This window comes from Qipengyuania sp. S6317L1 (genome assembly GCF_023015615.1).
Taxonomy (GTDB): Bacteria; Pseudomonadota; Alphaproteobacteria; order Sphingomonadales; family Sphingomonadaceae; genus Erythrobacter.
This window is the reverse complement of the sequence record NZ_JALKAJ010000002.1, coordinates 392,609-406,099: the sequence shown is the minus strand read 5'-3', so window position 1 is coordinate 406,099 and position 13,491 is coordinate 392,609. Positions and strand designations below refer to the sequence as shown.

14 protein-coding genes and 1 riboswitch are annotated in these 13,491 nt (G+C 57.7%); of the genes, 12 read left to right on the top strand and 2 right to left on the bottom strand.

Going from position 1 to position 13,491, the window contains the following annotated elements; all coding sequences use genetic code 11:
* The first annotated feature begins 12 nt into the window (after positions 1–12).
* Positions 13–1,314: an amidohydrolase family protein gene (locus MWU38_RS03245; RefSeq protein ID WP_247270395.1), complete on the top strand. Its 1,302-nt coding sequence runs from the start codon at positions 13–15 to the stop codon at positions 1,312–1,314.
* A gap of 13 nt (positions 1,315–1,327) precedes the next feature.
* On the opposite strand, the gene MWU38_RS03240 is transcribed toward MWU38_RS03245, so the two are convergent.
* The gene (locus MWU38_RS03240; RefSeq protein ID WP_247270394.1) at positions 1,328–2,446 is read right to left on the bottom strand and encodes a nitronate monooxygenase; all 1,119 of its coding nucleotides are present in this window, start codon (positions 2,444–2,446) and stop codon (positions 1,328–1,330) included.
* A 144-nt stretch (positions 2,447–2,590) separates the two neighbouring features.
* On the opposite strand from MWU38_RS03240, the gene MWU38_RS03235 reads away from it, so the two are divergent.
* The 9 genes from MWU38_RS03235 to MWU38_RS03195 all read left to right on the top strand — a co-directional run bounded on the left by MWU38_RS03235 (position 2,591) and on the right by MWU38_RS03195 (position 10,962).
* Positions 2,591–3,190 (top strand): thiamine biosynthesis protein ThiC, encoded by a 600-nt coding sequence (locus tag MWU38_RS03235; protein WP_247270393.1) that lies wholly within the window; start codon positions 2,591–2,593, stop codon positions 3,188–3,190.
* A 70-nt stretch (positions 3,191–3,260) separates the two neighbouring features.
* Positions 3,261–4,400, top strand: a complete 1,140-nt coding sequence (locus MWU38_RS03230) for a hypothetical protein (RefSeq protein WP_247270392.1) — start codon at positions 3,261–3,263, stop codon at positions 4,398–4,400.
* Between the two features lie 33 nt (positions 4,401–4,433).
* Positions 4,434–4,544, top strand: a riboswitch (TPP riboswitch).
* 34 nt (positions 4,545–4,578) lie between these two features.
* Positions 4,579–6,477 carry a phosphomethylpyrimidine synthase ThiC gene (gene thiC, locus MWU38_RS03225; protein ID WP_247270391.1) on the top strand — a complete coding sequence of 633 codons (1,899 nt, stop codon included), beginning with the start codon at positions 4,579–4,581 and terminating at the stop codon, positions 6,475–6,477.
* Between the two features lie 277 nt (positions 6,478–6,754).
* Positions 6,755–7,069: a hypothetical protein gene (locus MWU38_RS03220; RefSeq protein WP_247270390.1), complete on the top strand. Its 315-nt coding sequence runs from the start codon at positions 6,755–6,757 to the stop codon at positions 7,067–7,069.
* An 84-nt stretch (positions 7,070–7,153) separates the two neighbouring features.
* Positions 7,154–7,672, top strand: coding sequence for a hypothetical protein (locus MWU38_RS03215; protein ID WP_247270389.1), 519 nt, complete (start codon positions 7,154–7,156; stop codon positions 7,670–7,672).
* On the top strand, positions 7,669–8,202 hold the full coding sequence (locus tag MWU38_RS03210; RefSeq protein ID WP_247270388.1) for a hypothetical protein: 534 nt from the start codon (positions 7,669–7,671) through the stop codon (positions 8,200–8,202). Before MWU38_RS03215 ends, MWU38_RS03210 begins: the two co-directional genes overlap by 4 nt.
* 21 nt (positions 8,203–8,223) lie before the next feature.
* Positions 8,224–9,102 carry a RidA family protein gene (locus MWU38_RS03205; protein WP_247270387.1) on the top strand — a complete coding sequence of 293 codons (879 nt, stop codon included), beginning with the start codon at positions 8,224–8,226 and terminating at the stop codon, positions 9,100–9,102.
* 234 nt (positions 9,103–9,336) lie between these two features.
* On the top strand, positions 9,337–10,329 hold the full coding sequence (locus tag MWU38_RS03200) for a hypothetical protein (protein WP_247270386.1): 993 nt from the start codon (positions 9,337–9,339) through the stop codon (positions 10,327–10,329).
* A gap of 288 nt (positions 10,330–10,617) precedes the next feature.
* Positions 10,618–10,962 carry an HPF/RaiA family ribosome-associated protein gene (locus tag MWU38_RS03195; protein ID WP_247270385.1) on the top strand — a complete coding sequence of 115 codons (345 nt, stop codon included), beginning with the start codon at positions 10,618–10,620 and terminating at the stop codon, positions 10,960–10,962.
* A gap of 27 nt (positions 10,963–10,989) precedes the next feature.
* Here the strand turns inward: MWU38_RS03195 and MWU38_RS03190 are convergent, their stop codons facing one another.
* Positions 10,990–12,216 carry an FAD-binding domain-containing protein gene (locus tag MWU38_RS03190; protein WP_247270384.1) on the bottom strand — a complete coding sequence of 409 codons (1,227 nt, stop codon included), beginning with the start codon at positions 12,214–12,216 and terminating at the stop codon, positions 10,990–10,992.
* Positions 12,217–12,396: 180 nt separating this feature from the next.
* Between MWU38_RS03190 and MWU38_RS03185 the strand changes: the two genes are divergently transcribed.
* Together MWU38_RS03185 and MWU38_RS03180 are read left to right on the top strand one after the other, a co-directional pair.
* The gene (locus MWU38_RS03185; protein WP_247270383.1) at positions 12,397–12,969 is read left to right on the top strand and encodes a fasciclin domain-containing protein; all 573 of its coding nucleotides are present in this window, start codon (positions 12,397–12,399) and stop codon (positions 12,967–12,969) included.
* Positions 12,970–13,029: 60 nt separating this feature from the next.
* Positions 13,030–13,488 (top strand): hypothetical protein, encoded by a 459-nt coding sequence (locus MWU38_RS03180; protein ID WP_247270382.1) that lies wholly within the window; start codon positions 13,030–13,032, stop codon positions 13,486–13,488.
* Positions 13,489–13,491: the final 3 nt, after the last annotated feature.

The window sequence follows — 13,491 nt, the reverse complement described above, 5'->3', positions numbered from 1 at the left end:
AGGTCTCGTTCCATGAAGAAGTTCAACCCTTCCCGCGCACTGTACGCATCCTTTGGCGCGGCACTGGCTGTGTTCGCGTCGCCTGCGATGGCACAGATGACCGTGATCGAGGCGGGGAGCGTTATCGTCGATGCACGCAGCGATCCGACCGGGCCAGCCCTGATCCTTGTCAAGGACGGCAAGATTGTTGAAATCGTCGAAGCGGGATCGAGTGATGTCGTCATTGGCGCAGATGACACGGTGATTGACCTTTCAGACAAGACCGTATTGCCCGGCCTGATTGACCTGCACACCCATCTGTCCGGCGATCCTTCGGGGGAATTCTGGCGCGCGGCTACGACCCCGCCTGAATACTATACCTTGATCGCGGCGAAGAACGCGCGGCTTACGGCTTTGGCGGGCTTTACCACGATCCGCGACCTCGGCAGCCGGACCGATCAGGTGATGCAATCGCTGCGCCGCGCGACCGAAGAAGGCATCGTTCCCGGCCCGCGAGTGATCACCGCAGGGCAGACGATCTCGATCATTGGCGGCCACGGGGACGTAAATGGTTTCCACAAGCACGTCGATGATGTGCTGACATCTGGCTATACTTGCACCGGTCCTGTCGAGTGCGCCGCAAAGGTCCGCCAAGCGTCAAAATATGGCGCTGACCTGATCAAGATTACCGCGACCGGAGGCGTGCTTTCGCAGCAGGGCAGGGGACTTGAAGAGCATTTCACGTCAGCTGAAATGGAGGCGATTGTCGACACGGCCAAGCTCCTTGGCCTCAACGTCGCCGCTCATGCACATGGGGCACGCGGGGTCGAGGCGGCGGCGAAAGCAGGCGTGCAGACAATCGAGCACGGCACTTATCTTGATGAAGGTTCGGCAAAGGCGATGCGGGACAATAATGTGACGCTGATCCCGACCTTGATGGCGTTTCAGGGTGTCACGAGCAAGCTGGGTCAGGACTTCTATACGCCAGTGGTCGAGGAAAAGATCGAAGCGGTTGCAACCTACGCGGAAAGCCTGATCGGCCGCGCGCGCGAACTGGACGTGCCGATCGCCTTTGGCACAGATGCAGGCGTTTTCCCGCATGGTGAAAATGCAGGCGAATTCGGCTTGTTGGTAAAAGGCGGTCTGACCAATCGGGAGGCTTTTGCAAGCGCCACAACCGTCGCCGCCAATGTCCTTGGCATGGGTGATTCTATCGGCCAGCTAAAGGCGGGCTATTCCGCTGATATTATCGCGGTTGATGGCAATCCGCTTGCCGATGTGACGGTTCTCGAAGACGTGGACTTTGTCATGGTCCGTGGCCGCGTCATCGAATAGCTGCGCGAGGGCCCTACTCAAGCGATTGGCTCAGCTGTTCGACCCCGCGCGCAAAGCCTTCCTTGAAGTCTTGCACGATGGTGCCGACGCCGCGCTGGTCTTCGACCAGTCCCAGGCCTTGGCCGACCCAATAGCTTGAAAGCGCCCGGGCTTGAGGGTTGCCCGAAACTGCCGCCTGATCAAGCGCGCGCAACACGGGTTCGGCAAGCAGGCTCATCAGTGGCATGGGCAGGGCAGGAAGCCCCACCTGCTCCCAGCGATCATGCCATTCGCTTTTAAGCTGCCGCGAAAATTTGCCCGTGCGGTGCTTGGAACGGATGGTGTCGCGCGATCCGGCTGCGACCATTTTTTCACGAAAGACCGGCGTTGTCTCTGCCTCGGGTGAGGCGAGCCATACGCTCCCGCACCACGCACCTGCCGCGCCCATGGCCATCATTCCGGCCATCTGCTCGCCGGTCATGATCCCGCCAGCGGCCAACACCGGAATATCCGCGCCAGCGTCCTTGATCGCGCGCACGACTTCAGGGATCAGCACCACGGTCGATACATCGCCGCAATGCCCGCCGCCTTCGCCGCCTTGGGCAACGATGATGTCGACGCCCGCCTCGACCTGTTTGAGCGCGTGTTCCTTTGCCCCGACAAGAGCCGCCACGGGAATACCGTGGCGTTTGCCCGCTGCGATCATTTCAGGAGGCGCCGTGCCAAGCGCATTGGCGATCAGGCGCACCGGATGATTGAAGCTGACCTCCAGCAGTTCCTGCCCCAATGAAGTGTTCGGCGCCTGGCTGCCGCCTTGCGGCGCGCCTGCTTCTTCACTGATCCCTGCATCGCGCAGCAATTGCCTTGTAAAGTCGCGGTACTGGCTCGGAATTTTTGCTACAATTTCATCTGCGCTGACCGAATGATCGACTGCTTGCACCTCGGGGATGAGAACATCGACACCGTAGGGCTTGCCATCCACGTGATCGTCAATCCATTGAAGCTCCTGCTCCAGTTGTTCGGGCGTGTAAGACACCGCCCCCAGGACCCCGAAACCCCCTGCGCGGCTTGCAGCGACCACCACATCGCGGCAGTGGCTAAAGGCGAACAGCGGGAATTCGCATCCCACCATCTCGGTCATCTTGAAGGGCATATCTGGGCATCCTCTCTCGTCTCTCTCGCGCGCACCTTTTCCATGGGAACAAAATTCTCGCAAGGGGCATGAAAGTCTGTAACCTTCGGGCGCGATGTCCCGAACCGCCTTGGGATAACAATGCGCACAGGGGCTTTTTCGAAAATGGATTTTTCATTCGACCGCAACGTCAAACTGACGGCTGTCCTGCTGCTGATCGCAGCGGTCACGCAAGGCGCTTACACTGCGCTCTACGCGGCTGAGGCCGATGTGCCGCGCCAGCTGATATGGGGTTTTGAGGCGGCTCTTTTCGTGATGACGGCGCTGTTCGCTGGCACGGCGATGGTGCAGGCGAAAGCCTTGCACATCGGCTTTGTCGCGATTGCTTTTGCGGCCGTGCTGAACATCATTCAGGTCGGCATTGGCCTTACGCAATTCGGCCCCTTCTTCGAGGCTGCCGGAGCGGTTGATGGCATGCAGCCAGCTGCCGCATCGGTCGTCGCCTATTCCTTCATGGTCTATAACGCCGCCAAAGCGATGATCGCGTTCGCGGCGATCATTTTCGGCATGGCGAAACTTGCCGAGGGCGCCAAAGCACTTGGCGGGCTCGCCGCAGTCGCCGGCGCGGTCGCGTTTGTAAGCAACATGCTCTCCATGGCGATGGGCCGCGATTTTTCGGGCGACTTGCCAATCGCTGGCGGTTCCGGCGTGCTCGCGACGGTGCTGCTGGCGGTGTGTCTGCTGACGCTTGCCAAAGAAGACTGATCCAACCCTCTCATTGCGACCTTTGGGCCAATGCCTTGACACCAACGTGCGTCAGGCGACAATCAACCGCATGGCAAGATCAGAGTTACGCGTCTTTGATGGGATTGATCGCCGGTTGTTTATTGCCGGTGCGATGGCTGGTCTGGTTGGCTGCGGGTCGGAGCAAAGCGGTCCGTCCAAGCTTCAAATGGAAGATCTTCCGCCCTCGGCGGTGCCGCGAAGTCCCGCTGGAAACCGCATCCTTGGCCTCGTCCCGACCGAGCGAGAGGCCGGGGATTTCAATCCCGTGATCGACCTTTTGGAAGAGGCCGGTGCGCGCAACTCATCGCTTAGCCTGTATTGGGATCAGATCGAAACATCTCCCGGTGTTTTTGACCCAGACCCCAATTTTGTGAGTATCGCCAACCAGTTCTACAATCTTCGCAGGTTTCCGCTGACTGTGTCTCTTTCAGGGATAGACACCAATACTGATCGCAGGCCCCCGGACCTTGCAGGCCTGGCTTATGATGATCCGGCAGTGGTTGAGCGATATGTTACAGTGGCGCGGTGGGTGATCGATAATCTCGCCGATGTGGCGATCTCGTGCTTTTCGATGGGCAATGAAATTGACGCGACCCTCGCCGCCGATACCGAAGCATGGGCGGCCTATCGCTCTTTTTTTGCGAAGGTTGCCCCTGCATTGAGAACGATGCGTAAAGGCCTTGTGATCGGCAGCAAAGCCACCTTTGGCGTGATCAATGAGGAGCCAGCGCGAAGCGAATACCGCGCGCTGTTGCAAGATGCGGACGCTGCGATGCTGACCTATTATCCTCTCAGGCCGGACTTTTCGGTGAAGCCGCTTGACCAGATTGCGACCGATTTCGAAGCGATGGTGGCTTTCGCCCGGGAAAAGCCTGTGCGTATTCTCGAATGCGGATTTCCGAGCTCGCAGCTCCTCGGATCGAGCGAGGCTATGCAAGCGGATTTCATTTCCGCCGTCTTTGCCGCATGGGATGCTAAAGCCGCGCAGATATCCCACATCGACTTCTTCTCATTGCATGATTTCTCCCCAGCCATCGTACAGGAATTGGGCGCGTATTATGGGATCGGCTCTGACCGTTTCGCGGCTTTCCTCGGCACCTTGGGGTTACGTGAATGGGCTGATGAAGGCTCGGATAAGCTGGGCTGGCGACGATTTATGCAAGAAGCAAAGGCGCGCGGTTTCTCTTAACCCTTTCGCTTTCAGGCATCCTGCGCTAATCACATCGCATCCCCGGGGAGCGAGCTTTCGCTGAGAGGGACGTGTAAGCACCGTCCGACCCGTTGAACCTGAACCTGTTAACACAGGCGGAGGGAGCGGGCCTGGCATAGACCATACGCTCGCCATCCGCCTTAAGGAGCGAGCAATAATGGCCGACATCAATTCACCTGTCGAAATCGGGGTCACCACCGGACCCATTCGCGGCAGCCGCAAGGTCTATGTCGGTGCGCGCACGGGTTCTGGCGTCCGCGTCGCCATGCGCGAGATCGACCTTGAGGGCGATGAGCCATCGGTGCGCGTCTACGACACCTCCGGCCCCTACACCGACCCCGATGCGAATATCGACATTAACGCAGGGCTTCCTGGTCTGCGCTCCGACTGGATCAAGGCGCGCGGCGATGTTGAGGAATATGACGCGCGCGAAGTAAAGCCAGAGGACAACGGCCAGCTTGGTCCCGACCGTTCAGGCGGCGTCCCCCAATTCCCCAATGTGGTGAAGCGCCCCTTGCGCGCCAAAGCGGGCCAGAACGTGACCCAGATCCACTACGCCCGCAAAGGCATTATCACCCCTGAGATGGAATATGTCGCCGAGCGCGAGAACCTTGGCCGCGAGCTTGCCAAGGACTTTGTGCGCGATGGCGAAAGCTGGGGCGCGGAAATTCCTGATGTCATCACGCCTGAATTCGTGCGCGATGAGGTCGCACGCGGCCGCGCGATCATCCCCAACAACATCAACCACCCCGAAACAGAGCCTATGGCGATCGGGCGCAATTTCCTCGTCAAGATCAACGCCAATATCGGCAATTCCGCCGTCGCCTCAGACGTTGCGACCGAGGTCGACAAGATGGTGTGGGCGACCCGCTGGGGCGCGGATACGATCATGGACCTCTCCACGGGCCGCAACATCCACGACACCCGCGAATGGATCATCCGCAACTCAGCCGTGCCGGTGGGCACCGTGCCAATTTACCAAGCGCTTGAGAAAGTGGGCGGGGTGGCCGAAGAGCTCACCTGGGACATTTTCCGCGACACCCTCATCGAACAGGCCGAGCAGGGCGTCGACTATTTCACCATCCACGCAGGCGTTCGCCTCGCCTATGTCCCCATGGCGGCAAAGCGCGTCACCGGCATTGTGTCGCGCGGCGGATCGATCATGGCGAAATGGTGCCTCGCGCACCACAAGGAAAGCTTCCTCTACGAGCATTTCGACGACATCACCGAGATTATGAAAGCCTATGACATCGCCTATTCGCTGGGCGATGGCCTGCGCCCGGGCTCCATCGCGGATGCCAATGACGAGGCGCAATTCTCCGAACTCTACACATTGGGCGAACTCACCCACCGCGCTTGGGAGCAGGACGTTCAGGTCATGATCGAGGGGCCGGGCCACGTCCCCATGCACAAGATCAAAGAGAATATGGAAAAGCAGCTGCAGGTCTGCGGCGAGGCGCCTTTCTACACATTGGGCCCGCTCGTCACCGACATTGCGCCCGGCTACGACCACATCACCAGCGGCATAGGCGCTGCACAAATCGGTTGGTACGGCACCGCCATGCTTTGCTACGTCACGCCCAAGGAGCACCTCGGCCTCCCTGACAGAGACGACGTGAAAGTGGGCGTGGTGACCTACAAACTCGCCGCCCACGCAGCCGACATCGCCAAAGGCCACCCGGCCGCCAAAGTGCGCGATGATGCCCTGTCAAAAGCACGCTTTGAGTTCCGCTGGCGCGACCAGTTCAACCTGTCCCTCGACCCCGAAACGGCGGAAGAGTTCCACGACCAGACGCTCCCGGCAGAGGGCGCAAAAACCGCCCACTTCTGCTCCATGTGCGGCCCCAAGTTCTGCTCGATGCAGATCAGCCAAGAGGTCCGCGACTTCGCCGCCAAGCAAAACGAAAGCCCCGAGAGTTTTCTAGCAGCCGAGAAACTGGGCGCAGAGACCGCCGAGGCCAGCAGGCAAGCCGCGATCAAGGGGATGGAGGAGATGTCCAAACTCTACGACGAGAAAGGCCGCGAGCTGTATTTGCCGGAGGATGCGGCGGAGTGAGTTCGAACTCCAAGCCATCCATCGCTCATGCGACCAAACACCCGTTCGCCCTGAGCCGGTGGCCTTTGGCAGTCTTCGACTCCGAAGGGTAAGCACTGGGTTCGCCAATCGTACTTCGATAAGCTCAGCGAGAGCGATTATGCGAGTAAGATGACTCTGTCATTACGAAAAAGGGAGGGCGATTTGTGTTTGTCTGAGGAATAATAGGCTGTTGCCTTTGCTTTTTTGAATCCTTCGTGGAAACACTACGTACAAATAAGCAAAGAAAGATTCCATAATGGCAAACACTATTGGCCTTCGGTTTTATCGGGTTTCATTTCATGAAGGCCGAGGTGCTCCTTCATTGATGAATGATGATCGAAGACTATTTCAAAATGATGATCATTTGTTGAACGAGTTTGTCGTGAAACATCAGCAGGTGACGACCATAGAAGACGCACAACGCGGTTGGTTCTTCGAGGTACCTGACCAAAGCAAACCGCGAAAAGTCTCGGGCAGAATAACTTATGGAATACACGGAATCACGAGCCGCTTCGTCGATTTGAAGACGCGAGAAGAAGAGTTTAAGCGTAAAAACAACCACTTGGAATAAATTCCTCTGTACTTCCGATTTTATCGTCCCAAAGGCGAGCGCTATCTCATCTTTTGTTTTCAGTCTTTTGGTGTTCGGTCCTGTGTGAACCTTATCCAGCTAGCTTTCAGAAAGTATATTGAGGATACCTCTGAGCTTAGCGTCAGATATAAAAAGCTGATGCCAGCTGAGGTCGGACTTGATCCGTTCCAGGGCGGCACTGTCAAAGAAATGACCTTACTTAAGCGTTCGGTCTCAAGCGATAAAGTTGATGCATATAGAGACGATGCACCAGCGGAGTACGACGTTAAACTGTCGCTTATTGCGAAAGGTAAGGCATCATTCGGGGTTTTGAGAGAGCTTACCCCTGAGAAGGTAAGAAAAGCAGGCTATTCTATTGCCTCGTTTGAGGAGTTTGACAAAGCGTCGGTCAAAGTGAAGCTGAACGGCGCTTCGAAGCAGGTAACTATGATCGGAAGTCAGGGCGAAGCTGGTGTTATTGATGTGACCGACGAGGAGGACCTAGTGCTTGATGAAGGTCATCCAACCATTGCGTCGTTGGACAAGGTGTCGAAGCCTTTGCTAAAGCACTTCCACGAAGCCTTGATTGGTTACAAGAAATGAAGATCAATATATTCCGTATCGTGATTGATCACATGTCGACGCTTAGAAATGCGCGGAATGGATATATCTCGATCACGGACTTGTTCGTTTTTTATATCGTACCAGTAGGGCTCGCAGTCCTTGCATTTTGGTCGCCTGTGGTGCTCGAAGACTCGATTTTCTCCCAATCAATAGCTGTCTTCTCAATTTTCTCCGCCCTACTGTTTAGTGTGCAGATTGCACTGTTTGGGATTTTTTCGAAAAGCAGGGCAGCTAGGGATGAATATGATGAGACGTTTGTTGCAGAGCGGGTAGAGGCAAGTCGAAAATTGATTTCGGAAACTAACTCTAACATCTCTTATTTGATTGTCTTATCAGCCATATCTGTGACGCTGTTTCTTGCCGCTTCGGTATTTGACGAAAGCAATCAATTCGAGTCCGCTTTCGCTGTGTTCCTGTATTCGCATTTCATGCTTACTCTGTTGATGGTGATAAAGAGGGTGCATGCTTTGTTTGCGAAGGAATACGAACAAGATGAGCCTCATGTTTGAAGTTGGTTGAGACGTATTTTCATGCCCCACCCAATCACCACCCTAACCGCACTCCTCACCCTAGCGCTCGCCGCCGCGCCAGCCCTTGCGCAAGGAGCGCCAGCCACCACCCCCGAGTTCCTCCCCAACACCGCCTCCTCCGCGCCGTTTTCGCGGGCGGTGCAGGTGGGGGATACGCTCTATCTTGCGGGGCAGCTCGGCCTTCCGCGGCGGATTACCGAGACCGAAGAAACCGGCATCGAGGCTGAAACGCGGCGGGCTATGGAGCGGATTGGGGAGACTTTGGCGCTATATGGCCTCACCCACGATGCGCTGTTCAAATGCACCGTTTGGCTGGCGGATATCGACGACTTTGGGGCGTTCAACGCGGTGTACGCCAAGTTCTTTCAAGAAGGTCGCTATCCCGTGCGCTCTACCATGGCGGTGAAGGACCTTGCCGCTGGTGCCAAAATCGAAATCGAGTGCACCGCGCACAACCCGCGCATCGGCTCGCAGCCCACTATCCCTTGGGGCATGGCGCTTGAGCATTTGCGCAGCGGCGCAGCGCGCAAGACCGGTGTCTACACCCGCAAAGAAGCCTCGCAGTGCGTGGGCCGCTGGCGCTTGCATGCCGACGCTCTCGATGATGGCGCTTTTCCGGCGACCGCGATGGAGAGCTTTCCCCCCGAACTGGGCCTGGGCAATGCGATTGCGAGCGCAGAGTTCTTCCGGCTCGATGTCATGGCAGATGGTCTTGTGCGCGAGGCATCCGACGAGGCGGAGAAACAGCTTCGCAAAGCGCTGCAAGGCGATGCGCAGGCTTTGCAGACCTATTTCGAGGCGCTGGGCGAGTGCTCGGCGACAGCCGAAGCAGCGAGTGATGAGTGCGATGGCGGCGATATTGAGGGCCCCGCCGGTTAGTCGGCCCTATGCCTGATCTGCACTCATCGCCGACCGGCAAACTCCGATCCGGCGCCACCCATGTCACAAGTTGTAACAGTGTGACTAACTTCACATTGGCTTATGTTGCGGTGCGATAAATTTGTTCTCAATTCGCGGCCATATGGCTTTCCCAGCCTCCCTTGCGGCCGATAGTCAGTGCCGGTTTCGCTCGCTTTCAAGGCGATGCACGCACCAGTTTGAGGAACACGCTTTATGCCTTGGAGAGGACCGCTTGGAGGAAATCCACTCGCAAAACTCCCCGGGCCTGAAAGCCCGTGGCTGGTCGGTGAGTGTGGCAACCCGCCGCGTCAAAGCCCGAGTGTGACTGCGATTGGCGGCGGCGGCAATGTGCCCGACTTTGCCGGGCTTGATCTGGCTGACCTGACAATTGACTGGAACAAGGTTGCCTGTGGCACGGCGATGGCATCTTGCGGTCTTTCCATACTCGCAGCGGCGATGGTGGGCGGTCTCGCGGTCAGCGCGGTTTTGCCGTCCACTGCAACCGGAACCGCCAAGGCAGGCCTTGTTGCCATCACGGGCAGCGTTCTTGTCGCAGGTGCATTGGTCCTGACCCAAGCAGGGGCGACAACGGTTGTTGGCGGGATTGACCCCAAGATCACCGATTACAAGAAACATGTTGCCGCCCTGCCGATGCGCAAACTCGCGCTTCCCGCAGACCTCGATCCCGGCGCGCTGCGTTATCTGTCGGCCATTGCCGAAGTTGAGCGGCTTTCGACAGCAGAAAGCGATATCATCGACCATGCGCGCGCCGCGGCAAAGGCGGGGGACAAGAGCTGGACCGAACTGCACCTTCGCGATCTTTATCACGTCGAAAACGCCAAACAGCACTTTATGAACGCGGCGGCCAAAGCATTGGATGAGATCAACGGGCTGTTTGGTGCAGAACTCGACTGCCACTGTGTGAACACTGGCGATGCTCTGCGCGATCTGGTCAATCCGGTGATCGAGATGCGCGCGACATTGCAGGAAGTCGCAAGCATCAGCAGCGCAGAGATCAACGCGCTTCTCGCGCTGGTGCGGATCCCGTCGCCGCTTTCCCAATCGCTTGAGCGGGCAGTCGCGGTTGAGGTGGATAAGGCCGGTGGGCAGCCCTCGCAAATCATTACATCATCAGCGGCACAATTGGCGGCGCTTGATGTGGTCGATCACGGCGCGTTTCACGAGCCGGCATTGGCAGGTGCCTGAGGTACCTTGCGCGGCCCTCAAATCCCGCAATCGTTCAATGCCTTACCTCAAGGGGGCACTATCTGCCTTCCCATCGCAGATGACCCGAGGACGCATAAATCCATCGCCGCTTCGACCAATCATCCCGCGCCAATACGGCGCGAGGGGCCGTTCGTTCGTGCTTTACGCCAATGGCCGGGCCTCTACGCATCCTTCGCTAGCTTACAACTTGCACAAGGGGGGTTAAATTTGGCCCATCAATCGCCACATTGATCAGGCAGATTGATGCAATAAAAAGGAGAAGCGCATATGCAATTTCAATTCAACTCCGACAGCTCTGTCATGGGAACCGACAACGTGGCTCAGCGAATTGAGGAAATGATGCGAGAGAAGCTTGCGCGTTTTGAGGAGCGTTTGACCCGCATCGAAGTGCATGTGAGCGACGTCAATGGCTCGAAGCATGGTGCGGATGACAAGCACTGCACGATTGAGGCGCGGCCACGCGGCGGGCGCCCGATTGGCGTGACCGGCAAGGCTGACAAGGTCGATGATGCGGCGCGCAAGGCCGCCAATACGCTGGTACAGCGGCTTGAGCGTCTGTTCGGCAAGGAAGAGCGTCACAAGCACGACGCGCGCCCTGAAAAAGCGATGTAAAACTTGAGCGATGTTTGTCTGGCGGGGCTATCCCCCTGCCAGACCAAGCTCACCTAGCACGTCGGGGATGGCTTTTTTCACGCGAAAGAAGCCGGCTCTGGCATGGGGCCAGGTTGAACGGTCCAGGTCGCAGACAATCTGGGTGAGACGGCCATCGGCCTCCAACTCGCCAAGTTCTGGCCATAGCACGTCTTTTGTCCAACCCATGGGCAGATAGGCGGTGACGACATTCTCAATTCCCGCGTTTGAAAGAATGTCGGCAATTGCCTCTCCCGCCGTCCACTGTGTAACCGAACAGCCAAAGGCATCGCTGGCCGCATTTGCGCCCATTTGAGTGGCATCCCGAGCGAATTCTTGCGCGATTTTGCCAATTTCGCCTGGGCTGCGGGCTTCGGGGCGAGGCGCGGATATGATGAGCGAGGGGGCGATGTCGATCCCAAGCGGTTCGTGGCTCGCTGCTTCATCATGGAGGAGAAGGGCATAGGGTTCGGGCAGCGGGGCGTTTTTCGGAAGCGGTGGCATTGAGCGCGAGTGTTCTTGCGGCTCGGTCAAAGGCTCTGCCTCCTCGGCAAGCCCTTCTGCTGAAAGAGGGCCATCGGGGCGGCGTTCGGTAAAGCGGGCGATATTGCTGGCGGTTGCGAGATATGTTTTTCCCGCCGTGTGAAGACCTGCGACCCAGCGCCAGGACAGCGTGTTGGACGCAGCATCGCCATCGGCAAGATGCCGAAGGAAAAAGTCAGCCCCCAGCTCCCAGTCAAGCTTCAGCGTGAAAATCCAGATGCTCGCAAACCACATGCGGGCGTGATTGTGAAGGTAGCCCGTTTCAACAAGCTCGCGCGCCCAGTGGTCGAAAGCGGCAATTCCGGTGCGCCCTTCGGTCGCCACACCATAAGCTTTGGCCAGGCCCGAATTGTTATCGACCTTTGCAAACGCAGCATCGCGGCCCTCGGTAAAGCTTCGCCAGATGGTCGGGCGCTGTTCAAGATAGCCTTTGAAATAGACGCGCCAGAACACCTCGGAGATGAAGCTTTCCGCCGATTTGGGTCCGTGAGCCGCAAGAACCGCCTCGAGCACTTCGGTTTCGCTCAAGAGCCCTGCGTGAAGCCAGGGGGATAGTTGCGAGATATTTGTGCGAAAGCCCTTTTCCGACATGCCATCGTCAAAGTTGCGGTTCCTGGCATAGGCATCGCCAGCAGATTGCGCGAATTCGTGAAGGCGCTCTAGTCCAGCGGCGCGCGTCGGGAAAAAAGTCATTGGTTGGTCATCCGGCAAAGAAAAATTGGATCCAACTGCAGGGGCTCTGCGTAGGTACAGCTGAGACTTCCATACTCTTGCGAGTTGACGAAGTTCCCAGTTGGCCCGCCGGTATGAACCCAAGGGCCGAACGGTAAATCGCAGCCCCCCCGGCTGCAAAACAAAGGACTAACCCCCGTTATGAATACCCTGAAGAAAACCCTTACGAATACCTTTGCCGCTGTGAGCGTGCTGGCACTCGCCGCATGCGCCGGCGAAGAAACTGCGCCTGCTGAAGATGCAGAAATGATGGCAGAAGCAGAGCCGACCAACACGATTGTCGATGTTGCGGCCGGCGATGAAACCTTCTCGACGCTTGTCGCAGCCGTAAACGCAGCTGACCTTGGTGCAACTCTGTCGGGCACAGGTCCCTACACCGTGTTTGCACCGACCAATGATGCGTTTGGCAAGTTGCCAGAGGGCACGGTCGAAACGCTGACCACAGAAGACACCGACACGCTGACCAGCATCCTGACCTATCATGTGGTCGAGGGCGCTGTTAATGCCTCAACCCTGACCGCCGCTATCGAGCAGGCAGGTGAAGAAGGCTACACCGTCACAACCGTTGGTGGCGGCACGCTTACCGCAACAGTCGTAGATGGCGCAGTCGTACTGACCGACGCAACCGGCGGCACCGCAACCGTGACCGCGACCGATGTCGAGGCATCAAACGGCCTGATCCACGTAATCGACACGGTGCTGATGCCAGGCTGATAGCAAGCCTTGACTGCGGACAGGTTCCTGTTCTTCGCAGACAGTGTTAAGGGGGCGGGCATGAAATTGCTCGCCCCCTTCTTGTATCTGCCGCCCTTGGCCGCAGCAGTGTTGCTAACCGCCGGATGCGATGAGACCCCCGGCGAAATATCGCGCGATTCCACCCCGTTCGATGGAATCGCCCAGAACGCACAGATAACCGTCGGCGGGACAGAGCCTTTCTGGGGACTTTCCATCACCCCGTCAGGGTCAAGTTATGAGGCCCGTTATTCGTCGCCTGAACTACCGGAAGGAGAGACGTTTCCTGTCTCCCGGTTTGCTGGCAATAATGGCCTTGGTTTCTCCGGCGAATGGGCAGGGGCGCCGGTAACACTTGCGCTAACGCCGGGTGATTGCAGCGACGCGATGAGCGATCGGATATATCCCTTTACCGCGACCCTGCAATTGGATGAGGTGACCTTGTTCGGCTGCGCGCACACGGACACGCAGCCCTTTGCTGAAGGCGAGAATGTGCCCTGATCT

Bases quoted from the DNA above. Each gene is read 5' to 3' on its own strand.
- MWU38_RS03245 (WP_247270395.1), top strand. From the start codon at position 13: ATGAAGAAGTTCAACCCTTCCCGCGCACTGTACGCATCCTTTGGCGCG.
- MWU38_RS03240 (WP_247270394.1), bottom strand. From the start codon at position 2,446: ATGCCCTTCAAGATGACCGAGATGGTGGGATGCGAATTCCCGCTGTTC.
- MWU38_RS03235 (WP_247270393.1), top strand. From the start codon at position 2,591: ATGGATTTTTCATTCGACCGCAACGTCAAACTGACGGCTGTCCTGCTG.
- MWU38_RS03230 (WP_247270392.1), top strand. From the start codon at position 3,261: ATGGCAAGATCAGAGTTACGCGTCTTTGATGGGATTGATCGCCGGTTG.
- thiC (WP_247270391.1), top strand. From the start codon at position 4,579: ATGGCCGACATCAATTCACCTGTCGAAATCGGGGTCACCACCGGACCC.
- MWU38_RS03220 (WP_247270390.1), top strand. From the start codon at position 6,755: ATGGCAAACACTATTGGCCTTCGGTTTTATCGGGTTTCATTTCATGAA.
- MWU38_RS03210 (WP_247270388.1), top strand. From the start codon at position 7,669: ATGAAGATCAATATATTCCGTATCGTGATTGATCACATGTCGACGCTT.
- MWU38_RS03205 (WP_247270387.1), top strand. From the start codon at position 8,224: ATGCCCCACCCAATCACCACCCTAACCGCACTCCTCACCCTAGCGCTC.
- MWU38_RS03200 (WP_247270386.1), top strand. From the start codon at position 9,337: ATGCCTTGGAGAGGACCGCTTGGAGGAAATCCACTCGCAAAACTCCCC.
- MWU38_RS03195 (WP_247270385.1), top strand. From the start codon at position 10,618: ATGCAATTTCAATTCAACTCCGACAGCTCTGTCATGGGAACCGACAAC.
- MWU38_RS03190 (WP_247270384.1), bottom strand. From the start codon at position 12,216: ATGACTTTTTTCCCGACGCGCGCCGCTGGACTAGAGCGCCTTCACGAA.
- MWU38_RS03185 (WP_247270383.1), top strand. From the start codon at position 12,397: ATGAATACCCTGAAGAAAACCCTTACGAATACCTTTGCCGCTGTGAGC.
- MWU38_RS03180 (WP_247270382.1), top strand. From the start codon at position 13,030: ATGAAATTGCTCGCCCCCTTCTTGTATCTGCCGCCCTTGGCCGCAGCA.